This is a genomic window from Rhizobacter sp. P2_G4, assembly GCF_056403575.1.
Map to the genome: position 1 here is coordinate 90274 of NZ_JBFUFG010000006.1, position 22073 is coordinate 112346.

The 22073-nt window shown below is 65.3% G+C and carries 20 protein-coding genes; 10 read left to right on the forward strand and 10 right to left on the reverse strand.

The features are described from left to right. Positions 1 to 136 precede the first annotated feature (136 nt). Both AC1DYS_RS21325 and AC1DYS_RS21330 read left to right on the forward strand, forming a co-directional pair. Positions 137 to 1024, forward strand: coding sequence for a hypothetical protein (locus AC1DYS_RS21325; RefSeq protein WP_477902858.1), 888 nt, complete (start codon positions 137 to 139; stop codon positions 1022 to 1024). Positions 1025 to 1031: 7 nt separating this feature from the next. Beyond that, positions 1032 to 2210 carry a hypothetical protein gene (locus AC1DYS_RS21330; protein ID WP_477902860.1) on the forward strand — a complete coding sequence of 393 codons (1179 nt, stop codon included), beginning with the start codon at positions 1032 to 1034 and terminating at the stop codon, positions 2208 to 2210. 37 nt (positions 2211 to 2247) lie between these two features. Here AC1DYS_RS21330 and AC1DYS_RS21335 read toward each other — a convergent pair whose 3' ends face one another. Both AC1DYS_RS21335 and AC1DYS_RS21340 read right to left on the reverse strand, forming a co-directional pair. Then, positions 2248 to 3513, reverse strand: coding sequence for an FAD-binding protein (locus AC1DYS_RS21335; RefSeq protein WP_477902861.1), 1266 nt, complete (start codon positions 3511 to 3513; stop codon positions 2248 to 2250). A gap of 8 nt (positions 3514 to 3521) precedes the next feature. Beyond that, positions 3522 to 4406 carry a LysR family transcriptional regulator gene (locus tag AC1DYS_RS21340; protein WP_477902863.1) on the reverse strand — a complete coding sequence of 295 codons (885 nt, stop codon included), beginning with the start codon at positions 4404 to 4406 and terminating at the stop codon, positions 3522 to 3524. Positions 4407 to 4467: 61 nt separating this feature from the next. Here AC1DYS_RS21340 and AC1DYS_RS21345 point away from each other — a divergent pair, with 61 nt between their 5' ends. From AC1DYS_RS21345 to AC1DYS_RS21360, 4 genes are all read left to right on the forward strand, one after another. Continuing rightward, on the forward strand, positions 4468 to 5295 hold the full coding sequence (locus AC1DYS_RS21345; RefSeq protein ID WP_477902865.1) for an SDR family oxidoreductase: 828 nt from the start codon (positions 4468 to 4470) through the stop codon (positions 5293 to 5295). Positions 5296 to 5398: 103 nt separating this feature from the next. Continuing rightward, positions 5399 to 6352, forward strand: a complete 954-nt coding sequence (locus tag AC1DYS_RS21350) for a sugar-binding protein (protein WP_477902867.1) — start codon at positions 5399 to 5401, stop codon at positions 6350 to 6352. After that, the gene (locus tag AC1DYS_RS21355) at positions 6352 to 7881 is read left to right on the forward strand and encodes a sugar ABC transporter ATP-binding protein (protein ID WP_477902869.1); all 1530 of its coding nucleotides are present in this window, start codon (positions 6352 to 6354) and stop codon (positions 7879 to 7881) included. The genes AC1DYS_RS21350 and AC1DYS_RS21355 overlap by 1 nt, the downstream gene beginning before the upstream one ends. Before the next feature lie 19 nt (positions 7882 to 7900). Continuing rightward, positions 7901 to 8968: an ABC transporter permease gene (locus AC1DYS_RS21360; protein ID WP_477902871.1), complete on the forward strand. Its 1068-nt coding sequence runs from the start codon at positions 7901 to 7903 to the stop codon at positions 8966 to 8968. A 33-nt stretch (positions 8969 to 9001) separates the two neighbouring features. On the opposite strand, the gene AC1DYS_RS21365 is transcribed toward AC1DYS_RS21360, so the two are convergent. Next, positions 9002 to 10477, reverse strand: coding sequence for a LacI family DNA-binding transcriptional regulator (locus AC1DYS_RS21365; RefSeq protein WP_477902873.1), 1476 nt, complete (start codon positions 10475 to 10477; stop codon positions 9002 to 9004). Here AC1DYS_RS21365 and AC1DYS_RS21370 point away from each other — a divergent pair. The 3 genes from AC1DYS_RS21370 (at position 10470) to AC1DYS_RS21380 (ending at position 13384) form a co-directional block, all read left to right on the forward strand. Next, on the forward strand, positions 10470 to 11468 hold the full coding sequence (locus tag AC1DYS_RS21370) for a sugar-binding protein (RefSeq protein WP_477902875.1): 999 nt from the start codon (positions 10470 to 10472) through the stop codon (positions 11466 to 11468). The two genes, AC1DYS_RS21365 and AC1DYS_RS21370, sit on opposite strands and share 8 nt — an antisense overlap. A 99-nt stretch (positions 11469 to 11567) precedes the next feature. Next, a complete protein-coding gene (locus tag AC1DYS_RS21375; RefSeq protein WP_047483412.1) occupies positions 11568 to 12308 on the forward strand; it encodes an ATP-binding cassette domain-containing protein in 741 nt (246 codons plus the stop codon). Positions 12309 to 12358: 50 nt separating this feature from the next. Then, on the forward strand, positions 12359 to 13384 hold the full coding sequence (locus AC1DYS_RS21380; RefSeq protein ID WP_477902878.1) for an ABC transporter permease: 1026 nt from the start codon (positions 12359 to 12361) through the stop codon (positions 13382 to 13384). Between the two features lie 57 nt (positions 13385 to 13441). On the opposite strand, the gene AC1DYS_RS21385 is transcribed toward AC1DYS_RS21380, so the two are convergent. From AC1DYS_RS21385 to AC1DYS_RS21415, 7 genes are all read right to left on the reverse strand, one after another. Continuing rightward, positions 13442 to 14443 carry an NAD-dependent epimerase/dehydratase family protein gene (locus AC1DYS_RS21385; RefSeq protein ID WP_477902880.1) on the reverse strand — a complete coding sequence of 334 codons (1002 nt, stop codon included), beginning with the start codon at positions 14441 to 14443 and terminating at the stop codon, positions 13442 to 13444. Between the two features lie 196 nt (positions 14444 to 14639). Next, positions 14640 to 15392 carry a TerC family protein gene (locus AC1DYS_RS21390; RefSeq protein WP_477902882.1) on the reverse strand — a complete coding sequence of 251 codons (753 nt, stop codon included), beginning with the start codon at positions 15390 to 15392 and terminating at the stop codon, positions 14640 to 14642. A 96-nt stretch (positions 15393 to 15488) separates the two neighbouring features. Further along, positions 15489 to 16766 carry a HupE/UreJ family protein gene (locus AC1DYS_RS21395; RefSeq protein WP_477902884.1) on the reverse strand — a complete coding sequence of 426 codons (1278 nt, stop codon included), beginning with the start codon at positions 16764 to 16766 and terminating at the stop codon, positions 15489 to 15491. A 7-nt stretch (positions 16767 to 16773) separates the two neighbouring features. After that, positions 16774 to 18372: a DUF3500 domain-containing protein gene (locus AC1DYS_RS21400; RefSeq protein ID WP_477902886.1), complete on the reverse strand. Its 1599-nt coding sequence runs from the start codon at positions 18370 to 18372 to the stop codon at positions 16774 to 16776. Between the two features lie 266 nt (positions 18373 to 18638). Next, positions 18639 to 19100, reverse strand: coding sequence for a hypothetical protein (locus tag AC1DYS_RS21405; protein ID WP_477902888.1), 462 nt, complete (start codon positions 19098 to 19100; stop codon positions 18639 to 18641). Between the two features lie 178 nt (positions 19101 to 19278). After that, entirely contained in the window at positions 19279 to 19761 is a 483-nt protein-coding gene (locus tag AC1DYS_RS21410) for a cyclophilin-like fold protein (RefSeq protein ID WP_477902890.1), read from the reverse strand. Between the two features lie 8 nt (positions 19762 to 19769). Further along, positions 19770 to 20957, reverse strand: coding sequence for an MFS transporter (locus tag AC1DYS_RS21415; RefSeq protein ID WP_477902892.1), 1188 nt, complete (start codon positions 20955 to 20957; stop codon positions 19770 to 19772). Between the two features lie 157 nt (positions 20958 to 21114). Here AC1DYS_RS21415 and AC1DYS_RS21420 point away from each other — a divergent pair, with 157 nt between their 5' ends. After that, positions 21115 to 22029 carry a LysR family transcriptional regulator gene (locus tag AC1DYS_RS21420; protein WP_477902894.1) on the forward strand — a complete coding sequence of 305 codons (915 nt, stop codon included), beginning with the start codon at positions 21115 to 21117 and terminating at the stop codon, positions 22027 to 22029. Positions 22030 to 22073 lie beyond the last annotated feature (44 nt).

A 22073-nucleotide genomic window follows, 5' to 3' on the forward strand; every position in this document is an offset into this window, starting at 1 on the left:
CGCCTGCAGCAGGGTCCGTGTCTACAGGGTTATTTCTGACTTCTTGCTGCCATCTCTGAGGCATAGGCTCTCGCGCTTGCCTGGTTCCGGTCCGGCAACACCCGAGCCGATTTCAACAACGACAGAGGAGACTCCCATGCGGAAATTCATGCGTGCTGGCCTGTGGGCGCTCGGTGCCCTGATGGTCACCCTGGCCTCGGCCGCGCTGGCCACCAACTACTCGCTGTGGATCAACGGCCGCACCGGCGGAGGCGTGCTCGGCAACTACGCCGACTTCAGCTACTGGGGCCCTTCGTCCACCGAGGCCGGCGTCAACAAGAAGTCGGTCAACTGGGACGGCCGCAGCCACGTCTCCGACCAGAACTACCTGGTGCGCAACGCGCTCGACTGCCACTGCACCGGCACCAACTGGTGCTATGTGGCGGCGCACAGCGCAGGCGACCTGATGATCGGCTACACGCTGTCGATGTACGGCGGCAGCACGCGCTACAAGAAGACTGCGGTGGCCGGCGCAGACGGTGTGTGCAGCAACAGCGATGGCAGCACCCAGACCGGCTGGAACATCAAGTGGGTCGACGTCGCCGCCGGCGCAGGCGGCGGCAGCGAGCTGGCCGATGCCGGCGACTGGGCCGTGTCGGAGCCGCTGGTATCCGACCTCAAGACCAGCACCGCGCGTGCTCTCTACGACCACAACAACACGCGCGCCGCGTGGTTCTACATGTACGCCGGCGCGAAGGGCACGCTCTACTCGTTTGTGTTGCCTGGGCAAGACGATGAGGTGGTGGCCTACCACTCCAGCGGTGGGGTCTCAGGCAGCTCCGGTGGCAGCTATTGCAACCCCGGTGACTGGTTATGCAATGACTTGACCTTGGGCACCGCCGCCAACCAGGGCGGCCGCGCGAAGTGGAGCAACCATTCGGTGGTGTTCCGCGACGACGCCGAGGCCTACAACCACTACACCAACAACGCATGGGGCGGCGTGGTGTCGAAGGTGCGCGCCGACATGGTGGCCAACGCACGCTGAGGTTGGCATGTCGCGGCCTCTTCTCTTCGTCGTTGCGGGTGCCGCGGTGGCGGTGCTCGTCGGTGTACTGCTGCCGGGCGGCGACACCACGGCAGTCGTTCCGTCGAAGCCCGTGGCCGTGGCCCAGGCGACAGTGCCTGCATCGGCCGCGAGGCCGGGGCCTACACCATCGTCGCCCTACACCGTCGACGGTCTGCGGGCTCGGCAGGCGCTGCTCACGCTCTGGCAAGGCCGCCTCAAGCGCGCCGAAGACACGCTCGTGAGCTACCAGCGTTCCACCCGCTACCCGCATGAGGCGAGGCCTCTGTCTGAGCACCCCGACCAGGTGCGCCCCTTCGACCCGATTGCCGATGACATTCCGCTGCGCACGCCGGGCGGCGAGCCAGCCAAGGGTGTGCGCGTGCGGACCACGCAAGACCGCGTGTTCGCGAGCGGAGCCGAGTCGGTGCGCTTCACCGTGCGCGCGGTCGACAGCGAAGGCAAGCCCGTGCCGCTGCTCGTGACCCGCGCCGCGGCCTTCGATCTGCCCGACCCACGCCAGGTGGCAGGCAGGCCGCAGGCTCCCGTGAACTTCGTCGACGCCGGCAGCGGAGACGGCACGCTCAGCGCCGTGCTGCAGCCGTCCACGCAGGGCTTTGCCGACTTCGCCGGCACCATTCGCCTGCAGGTCTACCTGAACCAGGATGGGCAGCTGGGCAACGTCTACTTCGACGTGGTCTATCAGCCGCTGGTGCCGGCCGAATGGGCTGGCGCGCGCGAGTCGCTGAGCAACGGGTCGCTCGATTTCTACCTGAAGGCCCGCGTGGCGCAACCCGGCCGCTACGTCGTCAGTGCGCGCGTCGACGACGCAAGCGGCAAGCCCTTCGCGCTGTTGAGCTTCAACGACGAGGTGGGCGTGGGACCGCAGGAGTTTCGGCTCACGCTCTTCGGCAAGCTGGTGCGCGACACGGCACCGGTCTTTCCCCTCACGCTGCGCGACGTGCAGGGCTTTCTGCTGGTGCCCGACAAGTTCCCGGACCGCGCGATGATGCCCCGCCTGCCTGGTGGCGTGTACACCAGCCGCAGCTATGCGCTCACGAGCTTTGCAGACACCGAGTGGAGCAGCGAAGAGCGCGACCGCTACCTCGCCGAGCTGAACAAGGACGTGAGCGAGTCGAAGCGTCAGGTCGAGGAGCTGACGCGCTGATCAGGGTCGCGCCCGCTCTCTCTCGGGACGAGACCGATCAACCCAGCACATAGGTGTCGAGGAACCGGTTGCGAAACTTGCCATCGGGGTCGAAGGCGTGCGCCAAAGCCCGAAAGTCCTCGAGGCGCGGGCAATGCTTGTGCACCTCGGCCGGCGGCATTCTGAACACCTTGCCCCAGTGCGGGCGCGGTTCGAACGGCGCCAAAGCCGCTTCCAGCTTCGCGAGCAGGCCCTGCACCGCGGCCCAATCGGGCTTCCAGGTGAAGTGGAAGGCAACGCTGTCTCGCCTGTAGGCGGGGCTCATCCACAGTGAGTCCTTGGCGACCGTGCGGATCTCGTTGACCAATACGAGTTGAGCGATTTCACCGTGCAGCGGCCGCAGCGCATTGAATGCCGCGACCGCGTGATGTCGGGGAAGTAGGTACTCGGTCTGCAGTTCGTCGCCGTGGCTCGGCAGGAAATCCATCCGGAAGTGCGGAAGCCGTTCGTGCGCCGGGCCGGGCCGGGACAGTTGATCGGTGCAGTGGACGCTGTCGAGTCCGGGTATGGGATGCTGATTCGTTGTGGCGGGCCGCGCCCCGAACAGCGGGGTCTGCGGATCGCGGGTTGCCGGGTCCCCGACGCGGTTCTTGCACCACACCATGTCGAACGCTGCCTGCTGCCAGTTGGTAAAGAGGCTCACGCTGTACGCGGCAGCCATGAGTTCTTCGAACTCGGCCAGGGCTGCATCGAATGCGAGGTCCAGGTAGACGTCCTGCCTCACCTCGAACGCTGGGATGACATCGAGCGTCACCGACACGACCACTCCCAACGCACCGAGCCCCACGACGACCCCGTCGAATACATCGGCATCGGTGGCGCGTGAGAGCTTGACCAGTTCACCGTCGGCCTTCACGAGTTCGAGTGCTGCGACAGACGCCGCGAGAACGGGGTTCGCGACGCCTGATCCATGTGTGCCGGTCGCAAAGGCGCCGGCCAATGAGATGTGGGGAAGCGACGCCAGGTTCGGGATGCTGAAACCGCGCGCGTGGAGGTACGCCCCGAGCTCACCAAAGGTGACGCCGGCCGCAGCGTGAACCGTGGAGGTCGTGGGGTCGAGACTGATCGCCGAGGGCAGGGAATCGAGCATGAGAATCGTCCCGGCGCTGTCGGCGATGCCGTTGAACGAGTGCCCTGTGCCAAGCACCTTGACGTGATCGCGGTCACGCACCGCTGCCTGAAGCTCGGCGACCGAACCTGGCTGCAGGACCTCGCGGGCAGAAAACCTGAAGTTGCCGGCCCAGTTGGTGAGAGGTCTGGTCATTGCAGGCGCTAATGCACGTCCAGCAGATTCAGGAACGCTCGCGCAGCACCGTTCACCGGATTGGCGCCATCGCAACGAAGATGCGCGACGACGAGTTCCCAGCAGATCTCGGGCTCGATCAAGCCTGCGATCGCGATCCGCGGCCCGCGCATTTCGGCAAGCGGCCTGGGCAGCAAGCCGATGCCGAGGCCCTGGGCGATCAGATCGATGAGCGTCTCGATGTCGGTGACGTCGAACACGGTTCGCCTCTGAATGCCAGCCTGCGCGAACGCACGATCGATGAGTGGCCGCGTGCCCCAGCCGACCTCGAAGTCAACGAACGGGTAGTTGAGGAGCTCTCGCAGCAGAACGCCCTCTCGCTTCGCAAGCGGATGGTCCGGGGTCGTGGCGACCACCATGTCCTCGCAGGCGATGACTGCGGTGAAGATGTCGTCGGGCGGGTCGAGCAAGGGCAGGAATGCGAGATCCAGGCGCCCGTTCTGCACCTGCTCCAACAAGCTTGCCGAGTCACCTTGCCGCAGCCGGACTTCGATGCCCGGGTTGAGCGCGTGAAAACGCGCAATGAGCGACGGCAGATCGAGAAATGCCGGCAGGCTGTGAACCGTGCCGAGGGAGAGGGAGCCCGCGCGCAGCCCTTCGATGTCGGCGATCGTTTCGCGGCCTGCATCGAGGACACGCAGTGTCTCGCGGGCGGTGGCGAGAAACGCCCGCCCGGCTGGCGTCAACCGCACCAGCCGTGCGCCGCGGACGAAGAGCTTCGCATGCAGCTCGTCTTCCAGTGCGCGAATCGACGTGGACAACGCCGACTGGACGATGTGAACACGCTGTGCCGCCCGAGTGAAGCTCTGCTCCTCGGCGACTGCCAGGAAGTGCTGGAGATGGCGCAGTTCCATAAACCCTCAGTCCTTAATCTACGGCATAGATGAAGTCGATCTTCATTGGCCATTGGACGCGGTGGCAACCGCCGACGACCATATGAATCACAGAACGGGCGGCATGAAGCATGAGCGCTCGTCACGATCAACGCAAGAGTCACTGGAGAAAGTCATGGCGGGAAAGCTTGCGGGAAAGGTTGCCATCATCACCGGAGCCAGCGCCGGGATCGGCCAGGCGAGCGCACGGCTGTTGGCGCGTGAAGGCGCACGACTCGTGCTGTCTGCTCGGCGTGGCGAGCGCCTTGACGCGCTCATCCAGGAGCTGCGCTCACTCGGTGGCGAAGGTATTTCGGTGATCGGCGACGCCCGGGACGAGGCGACGGCCGTGCGCACGGTCGAGGCTGCCATGTCGGCGTACGGGTGCATCGACATGCTCATCAACAACGTGGGCATCGGCAACTACAAGAAGCTGATCGACACGAGCCTCGACGACTACGTGGAGATGATGGACGTGAACGTGCGGTCCACCTTTCTCTTCTCGCGGCACGTGGTGCCGGTGATGATCAAGCAGGGCGAGGGCCTCGTCCTGTTCATCTCGTCGATGGCCGGCGTGTACGGCTTTCCTGGCGAGGCGGTGTATTGCGCCACCAAGTTCGCACAGGTCGGATTCGCCGAGGGGCTGGACAAGGAGTTGCGGCCCTATGGGATCAAGGTCGGCACGATTTGCCCAGGCGGCGTGAAGACCGAATTCGCGCTGGGAAAGGGCCGTACGGAAGCAGGTGTCAAGCAGTCTGAAATGCTCGAAGCCGAAGACGTCGCGGCGGCCGTTCTCTTTGCGTGTTCACAGCCGGCGGGTTCTCGTGTCATTCAAGTGCAGATGCGCACGATGGCCGAGGCGCTTGCATAGCGACCGGCTATTCAGTCAATTCCAAGGCGCTCGCGTCAAGGGCTGTCCGACGGACTCACGTTCGGCTCGTGCGCTGCGTCATTTCAACAAGAGGAGACATCAAATGAAGTATCTGAAACGCTTGGCGATCGCAGCGGCGGCCGTCGCACTGACGGTCGGCGGCACGGCCTCGGCGCAGACCAAGCCGAAACTGGCCTTCGTGGTGAACGGGCCGTCCGACTTCTGGAAACTGGCGGAAGCCGGTGTCCGCAAGGCGCAGAAGGAGCTCCCTAACCACGAGCTTCTGTTCAAGTATCCCGAGCGAGGCGATGCGGCCATCCAGCAGCGCCTTCTCGAAGACCTGATGGCCGCCGGCGTCGCCGCTGTCGCCGTCTCGGTGCTCGACCCCAAGACGCAGATCGACATGCTCAACAAGATCGGGTCAAGCGTGCCCCTGCTCACCTTCGACAGCGATGCGCCCAGCTCCAAGCGGCTCGCATACATCGGCTCGTCGAACACTGACCTCGGCCGCAACGCCGGCGAGATCGCCGCCAAGGCAATGCCCAAGGGCGGAAAGTGCATGGGCTTCGTCGGCAACACGGGGTCCGACAACGCCCGCGAACGCATCGAGGGCTTCAAGGAAGTCGCAGGCAAGCACAACATCCAGATGGTCGACGTGCGGACCGACGACCACGACCAGGCGCGCGCCCGTGCCAATGTGGACGACGTTCTCGTCGCGCGCCCGGAGATCAACTGCATGGTCGGCTTCTACTCGTACAACCCGCCGCGCATCTACGAGGCGCTGCGGGATTCGGGCAAGCTGGGCAAGATCACCGTCATCGCCTTCGACGAAGACCCGATCACGCTGGGTGCGGTGAAGGAGGGCGCGTTTGCAGGCACGGTCGTTCAGCAGCCATACGAATGGGGTTACCAGGGCATGAAGCTGCTGGCTGCCGTGCAGAAGGGAGACAAGTCCAAGGTGCCGGCCAACGGGCTGATCATCATCCCCGGCATCATGGTCAACAAGGGCAACGTCGACAAGTTCCAGGCCGATCTCCAGGCCAAGCTGAAGTCTTGATGCACCGCGGAAACGTGCCGTTTCTCAAGCTCACCGGGATAGGCAAGACCTATCCCGGTGTCGTGGCTTTGTCTGACTTTTCCATGGACGTCGGGCCTGCCGAGGTGATCGGCCTGGTCGGCGAGAACGGCGCGGGCAAATCAACGTTGATGAAGGTCCTGGGAGGTGTCACCTCGCCCGATTGCGGCAGCATCGAGATCGACGGGGTCGCCCGCGAGTCCTTGACGGTGTCCGATTCGATGCGCGCCGGCATTGCCTTCGTCCACCAGGAACTGAACCTGTTCGACAACCTCGACGTTGCGGCCAACATCTTCATCGGGCGCGAACCCACCAAGTTCGGCGCATTGCGGCTTGTCGACACCGAGCGGCTGCATGCCATGGTGCAGCCGTATCTGGATCGGTTGGGCGCCAACTTCTCGGCCGCCTCCCCGGTGGCCAGCCTGTCGCTCGCGCAGCGGCAGATGGTCGAGATTGCGAAGGCCCTGAGCTTGAACTCCAGGCTCGTGATCCTCGACGAGCCGACCTCGAGCCTGCCGATCTCCGAAACCGAGAGCCTGCTCAAGGTGATTGCCGGCCTCAAGGCGCAGGGCATCGCTTTCATCTTCGTCTCGCATCGTCTGAACGAAGTGGTGCAGGCGTGTGACCGCGTGATCGTGCTGCGCGACGGGCGCCTCGCGGGGCATCTGGCCCGTGAAGCGATCCACCACGACGCGATGGTCAGGCTGATGGTCGGGCGCGACCTCAAGGTCGCCTATGTTGGCCCGGCCGGGCAGCCTGGCGAGGTGGCCTTGTCGGTGCGTGACCTGCGCACGAGCAGCCACCCACTGGAGGCCGTCAACATCGAGTTTCGCCGCGGCGAGATTCTCGGGCTCGCCGGCTTGGTCGGCGCTGGTCGAACCGAGCTCGCACGTGCCATCTTCGGTGTCGATCGCCTGGCCGGTGGCACCGTGATGCTAGACGGCGCGCCCGTTCGGTTCACGGGTGCGGCCGACGCGGTGAAAGCCGGCGTCTTCCTCGTGCCGGAAGACCGCAAGGCCATGGGCTTGCTGCTCGACTTCGCGATCAGCGAGAACATCACGCTGCCCGACCTGCCTGCGTATTCGCGCGCCATGATGGTCTCGGACGAGCGCGAGCGTGTGCAAGCCGAGACGAGCCGCGCGGACCTTGGCATCCGCACGTCGAATGTGCAGGCGCGTGCGGGGTCGCTTTCCGGCGGCAACCAGCAGAAGGTCGTGCTCGCCAAGTGGCTGGCGATGAACCCGCGCTTCATCATCTTCGACGAGCCCACCCGCGGTATCGACGTGGGTGCCAAGTCAGAGATTTACCGGCTCATGCGCCGCCTCGCCGACAAGGGCGTTGCGGTGCTGATGATTTCGTCCGACATGGAGGAGGTGATCGGGGTTTCCGATCGGGTTGCGGTCATGCGCAGCGGACGGATCTCGGGCATTCTTGCGCGTGCGGAATGCAGCGAGGCCAACATCCTGAAGCTGGCGATGGGCACGGACGAGATGGCCGAACGCGCACCCTGACATTCACAGGGGAGATCCCATGCTGAATCTCAAGAAAGACACCGGGCTCTTCGTTCTGATCATGGTGGTGGGTGCGGTCGTCGCGCTCATCAACCCGCTCTTCCTGTCGCCGATCAACATCGCCAACACCGCCAACCTTGTCGGGCTGTTCGGCATGTTCTCGATCGCGCAGGCCTTTGTCATCATCACCGGCGGCATCGAGCTGTCAGTCGGCTCGATGATCGCGCTGCTCGGCGTGATCTTCATCGACCTCATCGCCAATCTCGGCGTTCCGTGGCCGCTGGCCGTCCCCATCGTGCTGGTGATCGGCGTCATCCTTGGCCTCTGCCACGGGCTGCTCATCACGAAGAAGCGCATGCAGCCTTTTGTCGTGACGCTCTGCGGGCTGCTGATCTACCGCGGCATCGCCCGCTTCTACACCCAAGATGCCACGGCCGGCTTTCCCTTCGGCGTGCGGTTCGAGACACTCGAGTTCATCACCACAGGGCGTACCGATCTGCTGGCCCTGGCCACCGGCGGCGCGATGACGTCCATTTCGATCCCCCACTCGTTCTTCTTGATGCTGCTGCTGGCGGCGGTGATGTGGGTGGTGTTGCACCGATCCGTTTTCGGTCGGTACCTTTATGCCGTGGGCAAGAACGAGGAGGCGGCGCGCTTTTCCGGCATTCGCACCGACCGCGTGGTCATCGCTGCGTATGTCATCTGCGCCGTGCTGACGGCCCTGGCATCGATCTTCCTTGCCATGTACACGCGCTCGATCCTGCCGAGCTCGCACGGCAACTTCTACGAGCTGTATGCGATCGCGGCCGCGGTGCTGGGGGGCTTCTCGCTGCGTGGTGGGGAAGGGTCGATCGTCGGTGTGGTGCTGGGCACCATCCTGCTTCAGATCCTGCAGAACCTCGTCAACCTTCTGGGCATCCCTTCGTCCCTGAATTTCGCAGTGAGTGGCTCGGTGATCCTGATCGGCGTGTTGGCGGACCAGGAATACACCGAATTCCGCAAGCGCCGCGAACTGGTCAAGACCCGGCTTACAGCGCCCGAGCCAGCCTCCGCCAAAGTGCCGGAGGCCGTTGAATCGACGAGCTGAGCAAGGCTGTAGAGCGCGGGACGCGCGGCCCCGTCAAGGCAGGTTGTCGCGCAGGAAGATGTCCACGCCGATACGTTCCTGATCCGGCAGAACGCGCTCTCCGGACAGCGCGGCCAAGGCCAGGCGGCACGCCGAGCGAACTTCATGGCCGGCATCCTGGTTGATCACCGCGTCGGCCACGCTCGTCAGCAAGGCCTTGCGGGCATGGGCGGTGAGTTCGTGGCAAATCCAGACGATGCTCGTCGCGCGCCCGCTGCGCTCGAGCGCCGCCTGGATGCCCCGATTGCCGGCGCCGATGCTGTAGAGGCCCGCGAGATCGGCTTCGTGCTGCAGCAGCCCGCTCACGAGCGGATCGGTGCGGCTCGATGAATCGTGACCTTCGATCACCGGCAGCAGCCGCAGGTGGCCGTACTCGGCCGCCATGACCTGCTCGAAGCCGAAGAGGCGCTCGGCGTGGTCACGCAGTGCCCTGCTGCCCATGACGATGCCGACGCTGCCTGCTCGCGGCCCGATGAAGCGGCCGAGCAAGGATGCGGCGGTGCGGCCCGCGGTCACGTTGTCGATGCCGATGAAGCGGCTGCGTCGGGACGCGGGTACGTCCGACACCAGCGTGAGCACAACGATGTCGTGCGCAACGAGATCGTCGATCGCCGCGCGCACCAACGGGTGGTCGACTCCCATGACGACCACCGCGTCGCAGCGATCGCGCAGGCCAGCGAGGTGATGCGCCAGCGTTTCCGCCGAGAAGACGTCGGCCCGCTGGATCGTCGCCGTGGCGCGCTGCTCGGCGAGCCAGGGCATCAACGCATGCACCTGGCGGTCGATCATGTCGACGAATGTGTTCGTGCCCGAGGGCAAGACGAACACCAACCGCGCACGGCTTTTTCGCGCCAGGCGCGCGGCGGAGGGGTCCGGCCTGTAGCCCAGTCGCTCCACCACGGCCTGCACATGGGCGACGGTGCGCGGGCGCACTCCCGCGCGACCGTGCAGCACGCGATCCACGGTGGCGAGGCTGACGCCGGCGGCATCAGCCACGTCGTGCAAGCTGGTGCGTTTGGCGTCGGACATCGCAATCATCATACAGATTGAGGTGCGTAACTCAGGACTCGCACGCCCGGCAAACCGATGGAAACGATCTCGAACAATGCCCCCGGACGACAGGCACGAGGCGGACACGATGCGTGACCGATGGGCGGATGTCGAGGGCCGCGATCGGGCGGCATTACCAGCGGCGTACGGGGCGCTTCGCGCCGGCGCAGCCGCGAGGAAGACCTGCGGGAAACCACCAGCGCCATGCTGAGGTGCGCACCTCACAATCTCGATCACGATGCGTTGGCGGCATTCAGCCATTGCATCGCAGCACCCGGTGACGTGACGTGCGGGGCCGCCGAGAGCGGCGCGGAAGAAGCAAGGCAGGCCGTTGAGGTGTTCGCGGCAAAGGCAGTCAGTAGTCCGGGCAAACCGATGCGACGCGCATGGCGCGACTGACAGGAGCAGCGATATGAACAAGGCTTTTCTGAAGTGGGTGGGTGTGGCGCTGGCCGCGCTCTTGGTGGCTGGACCGAACCTGGCCCAGGCCCAGAAGAAGACGCTGGCCGTGGTGGTCAAGGGACTCGACAACCCGTTCTTCACCGTGCTCGGCGACGGCTGTGCGCTGTGGAACAAGGAAAACCCGAAGTCGGAGTACACCTGCCTCTACACCGGCCCAGCCTCGAGCGCCGATGAGGCCGGTGAGGTACAGATCGTCGAGGACTTGATCAACAAGGGCGTGGCCGGCATCGCGATCTCGCCGTCCAACGCGCCGGCCATGGCCAACATGCTCAAGGCCAAGCAACCGAAGATGCCGATCATGACGATCGACGCCGACCTCACCGCGGCGGACCGCGCGTTGCGCAAGACCTACCTCGGTACCAACAACTACGACATGGGCGTGCTGATGGCCAAGCACCTAAAGCAGCTCAAGCCGAAGGGTGGCAGCGTGTGCCTGCAGCTGGGCAACCCCGCCGCCGACAACATCAACGCGCGCGCCGCCGGCTTTCGCGACACGATCAGCGGCAAGAAGGGAGTCGACCGGCTGAAGGGCGACAGCGGCTGGACCGAGATCGAGGGTTGCCCGCTGTTCACCAACGACCAGATCGACCTGGCCAACCAGCAGATGGCTGACGTGTTCACGAAGAACCCCAAGCTCGACGCCTTCATCTTGATCGGTGGCTGGGCGCAATTCGGCCCGCAGGCCTACGCGCAGGTCACCGACCAGGTGATGCCCAGGCTCAAGTCCAAGGAGATGATCATCATCGCCGGAGACACGCTGCCGCCGCAGCTCGATGCGCTCAAGGCCGGGCGCAGCCACGCGCAGATCGGCCAGCGCCCGTTTGAGATGGGTCACCGCGCGCCGGCGGTGCTGATCGACCTCATCAATGGAAAGAAGCCAGCCGATCCGCTTTACACGGGGCTGGACGAGTGCACTCCGGCCAACCTCGGCAAGTGCCCGGCGAAGTAATGCGAATGGACGAATGACACGCGCAAAGGACGCGTGCCATTCGCCGACGGGCGCCAAAGGGCGCCGCTGGTCACCACTGAACGAAGGACCCGACGCAGCATGGCGATCCTGGAACTTTCGGGTGTCTCGAAGCACTTTGGAGCGATCCGCGCGTTGACCGACGTCTCGCTGACCCTTCGGGCCGGCGAGGTCGTCGGGCTGATGGGGGACAACGGCGCGGGCAAGTCCACGCTGGTCAAGATCATCGCGGGCAACTTCCCGCCCAGCGCCGGCACCATGACGATGCAGGGGCAGGCGGTGCACTTTCACAAGCCGTCTGACGCGCGTGGCCAAGGCGTCGAGATCGTCTACCAGGACCTGGCGCTCTGCGACAACCTCACCGCAGCCGAAAACGTGTTTCTTGGCCGCGAGCTGATGCGCGGGTTCGGCCCCATCCGCTGGATCGACTACCGCACGATGTTCCAGCGCGCGGGCGAGCTGTTCGCCGAGCTGAAGTCGGAGACGCGGCCGCGCGACATGGTGCGCCGCATGTCGGGCGGCCAGCGCCAGGCCGTGGCGATCGCGCGCACGCGGCTGTCGGACCCGAAGATCGTTTTGATGGACGAGCCGACAGCAGCCATCAGCGTGCGCCAGGTGGCCGAGGTCCTGAGCCTCATCCGCCGCTTGCGCGAGCACCAGATCGCGGTGGTGCTGATCAGCCACCGCATGCCCGATGTGTTCTCGGTGGCCGACCGAGTGGTCGTGCTGCGCCGCGGCGAGAAGGTAGCGGACAAAGCCATCGCGCAAAGTTCTCCTGAAGAGGTCACCGGCCTCATCACTGGCGCCATTGCGACGGCCTGAGACGCGACGGCCTGACCCATCGACCCTCCCACGACCAAAGCCCTCCCATCATGGAAGTCACTCTCGAACAGGCGATCGGCAAGCGGACACATCGCCACTGGTTCTCTTGGCTCGTCGGCCAGCAGACCTTCTGGGTGTCGGTGGCCGCGTTGCTGGCCTTCGTTTCGCTGACGCTGGCCAGCGATGTGTTCGCCACGCAGCAGAACCTGTTCAACGTCACGCGCAACTTTGCGTTCGTCGGGATCATCGCGATCGGCATGACCGCGGTGATCATCATCGGTGGCATCGATTTGTCCGTCGGTGCGGTGCTCGTGCTGTCGGGCATGGTGGTCGGCATGACGATGAACGCTGGCATGTCGATCTGGCTTGCCGTGCCGCTGGCGCTCGCCGCTGCGTTGGTCGTCGGTGCCTTCAATGGCGTGTTGATCGCCTATGTCGGCGTGCCGCCCTTTGTCGTGACCCTGGGAATGCTGTCGATCGCGCGCAGCCTGGCGATGGTGCTTTCGAACAACCGGATGGTCTACTCGTTCGGCCCGGACCAGCCGGCACTGCTGACGCTGGGCGGCGGCTTCGTCGAATTGGCGCTGCCCTTCGTCGACTCGATCCGGGTGCCGAACCCACTCGTCTTCCTGTTGGTGCTGCTGGTGATCGCCAGCCTGACGTTCCGCTGGACGCGGTGGGGGCGCTACCTCTTCGCGATCGGCGGCAATGAGCGCGCGGCCGTCGTGAACGGCGTGCCGGTCAAGGTGATCAAGGTCAGCGTGTACATGGTGTGCGCACTGTGCGCCGGGCTGGCTGGGATTCTCGAGGTCGGCTGGCTCGGCACGATCACCACCGGCCTTGGGCAGGGCATGGAACTGTCGGTGATTGCGGCGGCCGTGATCGGCGGTGCCAATTTGTCGGGCGGCATCGGTACCGCGTTTGGCGGGGTGATCGGCGCGGCGCTGATCGAGGTGATCCGCAACAGCCTCACGCTGCTGGGCATCAGCACCTTCTGGCAAGGCACCTTTGTCGGCAGCTTCATCGTCATCGCCGTGCTGTTCGATCGCCTGCGCGCGCGCAACATCAACGAGTGAGCGAGTCCGCCGCAAGGCGGTCAAGCAGATGGTGGGGCTCCATCTGCTGGGGAGAAGTCAGCCCGGGTACCAGATGTGGCGCGGATCGTCGGCCGCGCGCTCGTAGTCCCAGGCCGCATCGGCCAGGCGCTCCATGTCGTAGCGTGGCCGCCAGCGCAGCAGAAAACGCGCCTTGCTGTTGTCGAGCCAGGTCGAGTGATAGCGCTCGCGGATCGGCACCAGCGGGCAGCCCCGCGTGCGATTGAGGTGATCGCCCAGGCGCACGTAGTCGACCGGCTCGTTCATGCAGATGTTCATGAGCTGCTGGCGTGCGCGCGGCTCGTCGATCGCCGCGAGAATCGCAGCGACCAGATCGTCCACGTGCACGAAGTTGCGCAACAAGCCGGCACCCGCCTGATCGAGCAGCACGGGGATCGCACCGCGAGCCGCGTACTCGGCCGCAGCCTCTTCGCCGACCAGGTCACACCAGCGTGGCCCGCCGAACACATCGGGGCCGAAGCTCAGGTGATAGCGCAGGTCGTCCTTCTCCATGATCCAGGGCGCGCGCAGGCAGCAGCCGTTGAGGTCGTACTGCAGGTAGTATTGCTGCAGCATCGTTTCCTCGAGCACCTTCGACAGCGCATAGCAGCCGGGGTAGGCGCTGTGCGGCTGCGTCTCGACCACTGGCACCGGGTGCGGATAGTGGAAGTGCCCGACAGACGCATCGCCGCCGATCAGGATGAACTGGCGGAACGTCGAACTCGTGCGACAACCCTCCAGCAACCAGAACAGCCCCTTGACCGACACATCCATCGCGTCGTCGGGCGTCTCCTTGCTGGTGGCCAGGTGCAGCACGTGCGAGACACCGGCGAGGGCATGCCGTACGGCGTCGCGGTCCTGGATTGCGCCGAACACCGACTCCACTCGCTCGTGCTCGGGCATGGCTCGCTGGTGGCACAGCGCGCGCACTCGCCAGTGGGAAAACGCGGCCTCGCCTAGCAAGTGAGCGATGAAGGTGCGGCCCACCTTGCCGGTGGCGCCGGTGACGAGCATCAGAGGAGAGCTGGTGGTCGAGGTCATAAGCGATGAAGCTCCAGACTCGGCGCCGTCGCAAATGATCACGCCGCGGTCGACGATTTGGCCTGACCAGCGCGGCACAGCGCTGCTGGGACATTCCCTGAGGTACGCCCCTCATCTCGCATTACCTCGCGGCTCAGGTGCCGCCAGCCGACTCAGTAGTCAGGCATCGAGCCGCCGCTTCACGCGTGGCTGATGRCTACTTCTCGTCCGGCACATAGGGTGAGTGCAGCACCGTGGGCTTCTGCGACTTCTTTCGCGTGCGGATGTTCAGCAGCTCCACGCCCAGAGAGAACGCCATCGCAAAGTACACGTAGCCTTTCGGAACGTGCTGGTCGAAGCCTTCGGCAATCAGCACCACGCCGACGACGACCAGGAACGACAGCGCGAGCATCTTGATCGTTGGATGGGCGGATACGAAACGCCCGATCGCATTGGCGAACAGCATCATCAGGCCCACAGATGCCAGCACGGCGGCGATCATCACTTCGATGCGGTCGACCATGCCCACGGCGGTGATGATCGAGTCGAGAGAGAACACCAGGTCGACGATCAGGATCTGAAGAACCACCGCCGAGAACGTCGCTTTCACCGCACCCGATGCATGACCGGTCTCGCCCTCGAGCGACTGGTGGATCTCGCCGACGCTTTTGTAGATGAGGAACAGTCCGCCGGCGATCAGGATCAGGTCTCGCCCCGAGATCTCGTGCCCTGCCACCGTGACCAGCGGCGTGACCAGCCCCATGATCCACGACAGCACCAGTAGCAGCCCGACGCGCATGAACATCGCCATGAAGAGCCCGAGCCGGCGCGCGCGCTCGCGTTGAACGGGGTCCAGCTTGTCGACAAGAATCGAGATGAAGATGATGTTGTCGATGCCGAGCACCAGCTCAAGGGCGGTGAGCGTGGCGAATGCGATCCAGGTTTGCGGATCCAGAAGAAATTCAGGCATCGGTGGCGTTCGTGAATTGAGAGCGGCGCCGATCTTATTCTGGGTCTTGGTCTGGCTGATGAATCTCCAATCGCGGCATGCGGCTCGGAGCCGCGTTCACACCTCACTGACTCGCGGACTCGCGTTGCTCAGCCGGTGCCGGCTGTACGAGGCCAACGCCGCCAGCCACAGCAAGCCGGGGAGCAACACAAGCGTCACCGCCGGGTGGTCGAACCCTGACACCGTGCTGAACGAGGCGACACCGGCCCTGTCTGCAATCCACACCGCGGCCAGCGCAAAGGCCGCGACCGAAGCAGCGCGCCGAAAGGTCGCGTAGAACGCAGGGCTCGAGCGGCTCAGCATCAACAGCGGCGGCATCACGGCCAGCACGACGACCAGCTGCATTGCCTCAATGCCGACGTTGAACGCCAGCAGCGCCTGCGCGTGCTGCCAGGCCGTGAGGCCTGCACCCGACAAGCTGGCCGAGAACGCGAAGCCGTGCACCAGCCCGAACCCGAGCGCCATCACCACCTCGCCGGCGGCGAACAGCGGCCGGAACGCGTGCACCGCAGCGAAGGCGATCGACGCCGCCACGGCGACCTCCACCGGCTGCGACGGCGGCGACAGCCAACCGCTGCTGCCCAGGCCCAAGGTCAGCGAATGCCCGAGGGTGAAGGCCGTCACGACGAGCGAGAGTTGCCGGAGCGCAGAACGCACCGGGCGCACGGCATCCCAACGACCCGCGCGCACGCTCAGCGGCGCGACGATGACCAGCATCAGCAGGAACAGCAGGTGATCCGTTCCTTCGGCGATGTGCACCGCGCCGCCTTTCACGAGGCGCAGCAGGCTGGAGCCGGCGCGCGCTTCCTCCAGCGGGATGGGCAGGCTGGACTGGCCGTAGTGCAGCTCGCCCAGCGGCAGGGGGGCCTCGCCGACGAAGCCGCCCGCCCAGTCCTTGCGCAGGAAGACCTGCACGCGGTGCGTGCGGACCTCGTGCGTGACCACGTCGTAGAGCAGCGTGGGCGATCGCTTGTCGGCACCGGCCGGTGCGCGCAGCTCGAGCACGGCCTCGAGCTCGGCCGACGCATCGCTGCCCACGACCTTGAGCTGGGGACGCAGCGCCTGCCAGCCGTCATTGCCGCTGCGCGCACCGACGTGCTGCAACAGGTAGCGTGACAGGGCCTCGCCGTGTTGCGTCAACACCGTGTCGGCATGCTCGGCCAGCGGCTGGCCGAAGGCGAACTCCAGCCGATTCAGCGGCAGCTGCAGCGTCAGCTGCAGGCCCGCCGGTGTGGTGTCGATCCAGACCCGACTCTCGGGCATGGGGTGGGCCGCGGCGAGCGCGGCCCACAGCCCGAACAACAGGCCGATCAGCGCGGCGCGCAGGCTTCGCATGCCGAGCTCAGCTGATGCACTTGCCACCGTAGTCGGCGTACTTGTCGCGCCAGATCGTGTGGTAGTGGATGTCGCTGCTGAAGATCACGCCCTTCTGCACTGAGAACTCGATCCACACACGTGGGCCTTCGATGCGGAAGTAGTTGCCGTTGGTGGTGACGGTGCCGCTGCCCGAATACGCCACGTAGGTCGAAGYCAGCGAGGTGTCGCTGAGGTAGGTGCCCAGCAGGTCGTCCGCGTACTCGGTGGCTTGCGTGTTCACGTAGGCCTTGATGGCGGCCTGCACCAGCGCCTGGTCGGTCGACGACAGGCTGGAGTACAGCAGGCCGTGCTCGGTGACGCTGGAGTAGCTGCGCGGGCAGGTGCCGTCGATGTTGCCCGAGCCGTTGGCGCCGAACAGGATGTCGCTGTAGGTGCCGGAGAGCTTCGCGCTCGAATACGAGGTGAGCGACGCGCCAAGGTTGGACATCGCCGTGCGCTGCGCTTCCATCGGGTCGTAGGTGGTGCCGTCCTGCCTGAACGAGCCCTTGGGTTCGACGCCCAGGAACAGCGGCGTCGGCGACTTGTAGCTGCCGTTGAAGGCGATGTTGTAGGTGAGGTGGTGGCCCGTCAGCTGCAGCATCCAGAAGTCGGTGGCCGACGGCGTGCCGAGGAAGGCAATGTAGAAGTAGCTGTTGCCGTAGCTGCTGGTGCCGCCACCGTTGGCGGCGAGGTAGTCGTCAGCCGCCTGCATGCCGATGTGCAGGGTGTTGCCAGCCGAACTGAGCGCCGTGGCGATCATCGTGCGGGCAGCGGTCTTCTGGGCGGTGCTCAGGCTGCCCCAGGTGACGCCGTTGCGCGCGACCAGCTGCGCTGGCAGGTTGGACCACTTGCGCGCAGTGTCGAGGCTCCACGACAACTGCACGGTGGACTGCTGCGTGCTGCTCAGCGTGTTGTAGAACGTGCTCGCGGCGGTGGTCACGTCGGCGCTCAGCGTGGAGCTGGTGGTCGTCGTCACCGTCAAGGTGGCCGCACTGCTGGTGGCCGAGCCGATCGAGTTGGTCACCACGACGTCATAGCTGCCGGCGTCCGAGCTGGCCACCGTGCTGATCGCGTAGCTGGCCGAGGTCGCCCCCGAGACGGCGGTGCCGTCCTTGCGCCATTGGTAGCTCAGCGTGCTGGTTCCGGTGGCCACCACGGTGAAGGTGGCGCTGGCGCCCACGGCCACCGACTGCGAGGTCGGTTGCGTCGTGATCGTCGGCGCGCCGGTGGCCGAGGTGACCGTGAGCGTTGCCGCGGAACTGGTCACGCTGCCGGCGCTGTTGCTGACGACCACGTCGTAGCTGCCGGCATCGCTGGATGCCGTGGCGCTGATGCTGTAGGTGGCCGAGGTGGCGCCGCTGATCGACGTGCCGCCCTTGCGCCACTGGTACGTCAGCGTTGCGGTGCCATCGGCGACCACTGTGAAGCTCACGCTTGCGCCCTCGGTCACGCTTTGCGACGTGGGCTGCGTGGTGATCGTCGGCACGGTGGCTGTCGAACTGCTGTCCGAGTCGCTGTTGCCGCCGCATCCGGAGACAAAGCTCGCAAGCGCGAACCAGACGATGAACAGGAAACGAGTTGTCATGAAATCCCCTCTCAGTGGTACTGAAGACACGATGGGCCGACCGGCCAGAAACGGGGTCGGCTTCTTCGCGCGCAGGGGATCAAGGACGATGCAAACAGCGCTGCTCGCAACGCATCAACGAACCCCAGGCGACGTTGACGCGAGGATTGCATTGCATCGTTGCCAAGACATTACCGAAGTCTGACGATGTTGATACAAGGCGATAACGCGCTCGGCGGCGCGATTACCTGGGGTTATCGCTGCGGATGTGCAGCGGGAGATTCAACTCAGTTTGCCGTTGCTTCAGCTGCGATGCACGCTCGCACGGCATCGGCTTCGACAGGCACTTCGGCCAGGATCTGCTGCGTTTCTGACGAAGCGCTGAGGAGACCCAGATGACGCTCGTGCGCTTCCTTGGGCGTGAACTGGCGGGTGGTGATGCGGACGGTGCGCCAGGCTGGCTGCTCACCTGAGGCGCGTGCGGCCTCGATGGCGTCGCTCGCGTCCTGTCCCAGGTGCATCCGGTACAGCGCATGGGGGCCGGGGACCACTTGCACTTCGGTCCGAGTTGCCGACACCGCGTATGAAGCAGGGCAGGCGGCGTTGTCGCCGAGCACCGTGCACTGGTACTGGCGGAATGCTGTGTTCTCCTGTGCGACAGAGGTCGTGGGCAGGGCCAAGACCGTGGCAATCAGGGCAGGTGCTGCAAAGACGATGGAAGCTCGGCGGAGTGTGGTTGTGAGGCGCATGAATGTTCTCGCTGGTGTTGAGGGGTGAGGGTTGAGGGTGGCTTGAAACTAAGAAGAATTCTGGGTGTTGGCAGGGGCTTGGACTAGTCGGCTGGGGCGGCAAGCGCCTATGAGGCTGACTCATCAATCGGGCTTCATTGCTTGATGGTTGGACAGGTCGAGCGTCGTTCTGAGAGGCTCAGTTCTCGACGCGCTCGATGCGCACTTTCATCGAGCCTTCTTTGGCCCATGCAGACACCCCACCGTCCATGCGGCCGAGGCGGATCACGCCTTTCGCGTAGGGTGCGTCTCGGTAGTAGATGACCAGGTTGTTCCAGGGTGCGTAGTAGGCGATGTCGGCCACCACGGGAGCGGCACCTGGGGGTGCACCTGTCGTTGTCAACTTGCGTGGCAGCGAGACCATCTTCTCTTGCGAGGCATAGTCTTCCAGCGTCAGTGACAGTGGCAGCATCGAGGCGAAGTTGGCCGCCGTTGGTGAGCCTTCCAGCGTGGCGGCGAACGCCGATGTGCCATGCGTGATCCTGATGCGGATGGACTTGATGTTCTGCGGCTTCATGGGTGCGGCTGAGTCGGGCGGTGATGCTGCCCGTACAGCAGCTTGCGCGAGCAGGAGCGCCGAGCAGAGGAGTGCGTGGAGTGCCACGCGGGCGGTGATGCGCATGGGGTGCCTCATGGTGTCGAGGGCAAGAGGCGGCGGCCGGTGCCGATGGCCATGGCACCGAAGGCCATCAGCGCGGCGCCGCCCACCATCGTGGCGACGATCGAGAAGTGATCGAGCAGCAAGCCGCCGAAACCTGCGCCGAGCATGATGGCCAACTGGATCGCGGCGACCATGAGGCCACCGCCTGCTTCAGGCTCGTCGCGGATGCCTTGCGTGAGCCAGTTGAACCACGACACGGGGATGGCCGCATTCAAGGCACCCCAGGCGAACATCAGCAGTGCCAGGGCCCAGAGCTGATGTCCGGCGAGCAGCATGCCGATCGTCACGACACCCAGTGCCAGCGGCAGGCCCTTGAGCAAGCGATACAGGTGCCGGTTCAGCAGAGCGCTCGCGGCATACGTGCCCACGAAGCCCGCCGAGCCGAGCGCCAGCAGCAGGAGCGAGAGCTGGGGCAAGGTGGCCTGCACGCGGTTCTCGAGAAAAGGCCGGAGGTAAGTGAAGGCGGCGAACGCGCCACCGAAGGTCAGCATGACGCCAGCCATCGCGCGGGCGACGTTGGGCCGGCGCAGCAGCGCGAGCACCCGCCCTGCGGGAACACGCTCGGTCGACCTCATCGACGGCAGGCTGACCCACTGCCAGACCATCGTGACCGCAGCCAGGGGCACCAGTGCCCAGAAGACGCCTCGCCATCCGATGAGGCCGCCCAGGTAGCTTCCCAGCGGGGCCGCAAACGCCGTTGCCGCGGCGTTGCCCATGTACAAGACACCCAGCGCCTTCGGCACCGCATTCGCCGGAACGAGGCGCACGATGGTGGCAGTCGACAAGGACCAGAATCCGCCGATGGTGATACCGAGCAGGGCACGCGCCACCATCAGGAAGCTGAAGTTCGGTGCGGTGGCGATCAACGCAAGCGAGACGAGCATCGTCGCGGTCAAGCCAGTCAGCACGTGGCGTCGGTCCATCCGCCCGGAGACGGTTGCGATCAGCAGGCTCGTCACCACGGCAAACAACCCGGAGATGGAGATGGCCTGCCCGGCCAACCCTTCGGTGGCGCCGAGGTCGTGAGCGATCGGCGTCAGCAGGCTGACCGGCATGAATTCGGATGCGATGAGCAGCGCGACGCACATCGTCATGGAGCCGATGGCGCTCCATGCGGCGCGCGCGGATTGGGGAGTGGTTTCGAGATCTCGATGCATGACGGAATGCTAGGCAGTGCCACGCTGCACGGATCACCTGGAATGGCATGGGCCCATGAGGTGAGCTCATGAATGACAGCGCGTTTAGCGCCGTCTACTCAATGGCCTGGCGACCCGGTGCGAGACCTACACTCGCACGCACTCGAAGGAGCGGGCGATGCGAGAGAACATCAACGAGATTCTGGATTTTCTGGCGGTGGCGCGTGAGCGCAGCTTCACGCGCGCCGCCGCCAAGCTGGGCGTGTCGCAGTCCGCACTGAGCCATTCGGTGCGCTCGCTGGAGACGCGGCTGGGCGTGCGATTGCTCACGCGCACCACCCGCAGCGTATCGGCCACCGAAGCGGGCGAGCGCCTGGTGCAGTCGCTGTCTCCTCGGTTGGAAGAGATCGAAACGGAAATCGCTGCCGTGAGCGAGCTCGGCGAGAAGGTGGCCGGCACCATCCGCATCACGGCCATCGATCACGTGGTCGATTCGGTGGTGTGGCCGCGCATCGCCCCCGTGCTCGACAAGTACCCCGACCTCAAGGTCGAGATCAGCACCGACTACCGCATGGTCGACATTGCCGCCGAGCGCTTTGACATCGGCATCCGCTGGGGTGACCAGCTCCAGCAGGACATGGTCGCCGTGCGCCTGACGCGCGACGAGCCCATGACCATCGTCGCAGCCCCGTCCTACTTCCGCAAACACGGCGTGCCGACGAACCCGCAGGACCTGTTGCGCCACAACTGCATCACGCTGCGGCTGGTCACCAGCGGCGGGTTGTATGCGTGGGAGCTTGAACAGGGAGACCGGCGCATCGAGGCGCGAGTCAGCGGTCAAGCCACGTTCACCAGCGCCTATCACATGCTCTATGCGGCACTCAGTGGCAACGGCGTGACATTCCTTCCCGAAGACATGACGCAGCCGCACATCGACGCAGGGCGGCTGCAGCAAGTCATGGCGGACTGGTGCCCGAGCTTTCCGGGGTTGCACGCCTACTACACCAGCCGGCGCCACCCATCGCGTGCGCTGCGAACAGTGATCGACGCGTTGCGAGGGGCAGGGGCGCCCGACGCGGATTCCGAAGGCTGACGCGCCGCCGCACCGCGGGGCGGCAGGCAGCGGGCTCGCACCTG

Bases quoted from the DNA above. Each gene is read 5' to 3' on its own strand.
- AC1DYS_RS21410 (WP_477902890.1), bottom strand. From the start codon at position 19,761: ATGCGCATCACCGCCCGCGTGGCACTCCACGCACTCCTCTGCTCGGCG.
- AC1DYS_RS21385 (WP_477902880.1), bottom strand. From the start codon at position 14,443: ATGACCTCGACCACCAGCTCTCCTCTGATGCTCGTCACCGGCGCCACC.
- AC1DYS_RS21380 (WP_477902878.1), top strand. From the start codon at position 12,359: ATGGAAGTCACTCTCGAACAGGCGATCGGCAAGCGGACACATCGCCAC.
- AC1DYS_RS21420 (WP_477902894.1), top strand. From the start codon at position 21,115: ATGCGAGAGAACATCAACGAGATTCTGGATTTTCTGGCGGTGGCGCGT.
- AC1DYS_RS21330 (WP_477902860.1), top strand. From the start codon at position 1,032: ATGTCGCGGCCTCTTCTCTTCGTCGTTGCGGGTGCCGCGGTGGCGGTG.
- AC1DYS_RS21350 (WP_477902867.1), top strand. From the start codon at position 5,399: ATGAAGTATCTGAAACGCTTGGCGATCGCAGCGGCGGCCGTCGCACTG.
- AC1DYS_RS21355 (WP_477902869.1), top strand. From the start codon at position 6,352: ATGCACCGCGGAAACGTGCCGTTTCTCAAGCTCACCGGGATAGGCAAG.
- AC1DYS_RS21395 (WP_477902884.1), bottom strand. From the start codon at position 16,766: ATGCGAAGCCTGCGCGCCGCGCTGATCGGCCTGTTGTTCGGGCTGTGG.
- AC1DYS_RS21415 (WP_477902892.1), bottom strand. From the start codon at position 20,957: ATGCATCGAGATCTCGAAACCACTCCCCAATCCGCGCGCGCCGCATGG.
- AC1DYS_RS21360 (WP_477902871.1), top strand. From the start codon at position 7,901: ATGCTGAATCTCAAGAAAGACACCGGGCTCTTCGTTCTGATCATGGTG.
- AC1DYS_RS21370 (WP_477902875.1), top strand. From the start codon at position 10,470: ATGAACAAGGCTTTTCTGAAGTGGGTGGGTGTGGCGCTGGCCGCGCTC.
- AC1DYS_RS21325 (WP_477902858.1), top strand. From the start codon at position 137: ATGCGGAAATTCATGCGTGCTGGCCTGTGGGCGCTCGGTGCCCTGATG.
- AC1DYS_RS21340 (WP_477902863.1), bottom strand. From the start codon at position 4,406: ATGGAACTGCGCCATCTCCAGCACTTCCTGGCAGTCGCCGAGGAGCAG.
- AC1DYS_RS21375 (WP_047483412.1), top strand. From the start codon at position 11,568: ATGGCGATCCTGGAACTTTCGGGTGTCTCGAAGCACTTTGGAGCGATC.
- AC1DYS_RS21405 (WP_477902888.1), bottom strand. From the start codon at position 19,100: ATGCGCCTCACAACCACACTCCGCCGAGCTTCCATCGTCTTTGCAGCA.
- AC1DYS_RS21335 (WP_477902861.1), bottom strand. From the start codon at position 3,513: ATGACCAGACCTCTCACCAACTGGGCCGGCAACTTCAGGTTTTCTGCC.
- AC1DYS_RS21390 (WP_477902882.1), bottom strand. From the start codon at position 15,392: ATGCCTGAATTTCTTCTGGATCCGCAAACCTGGATCGCATTCGCCACG.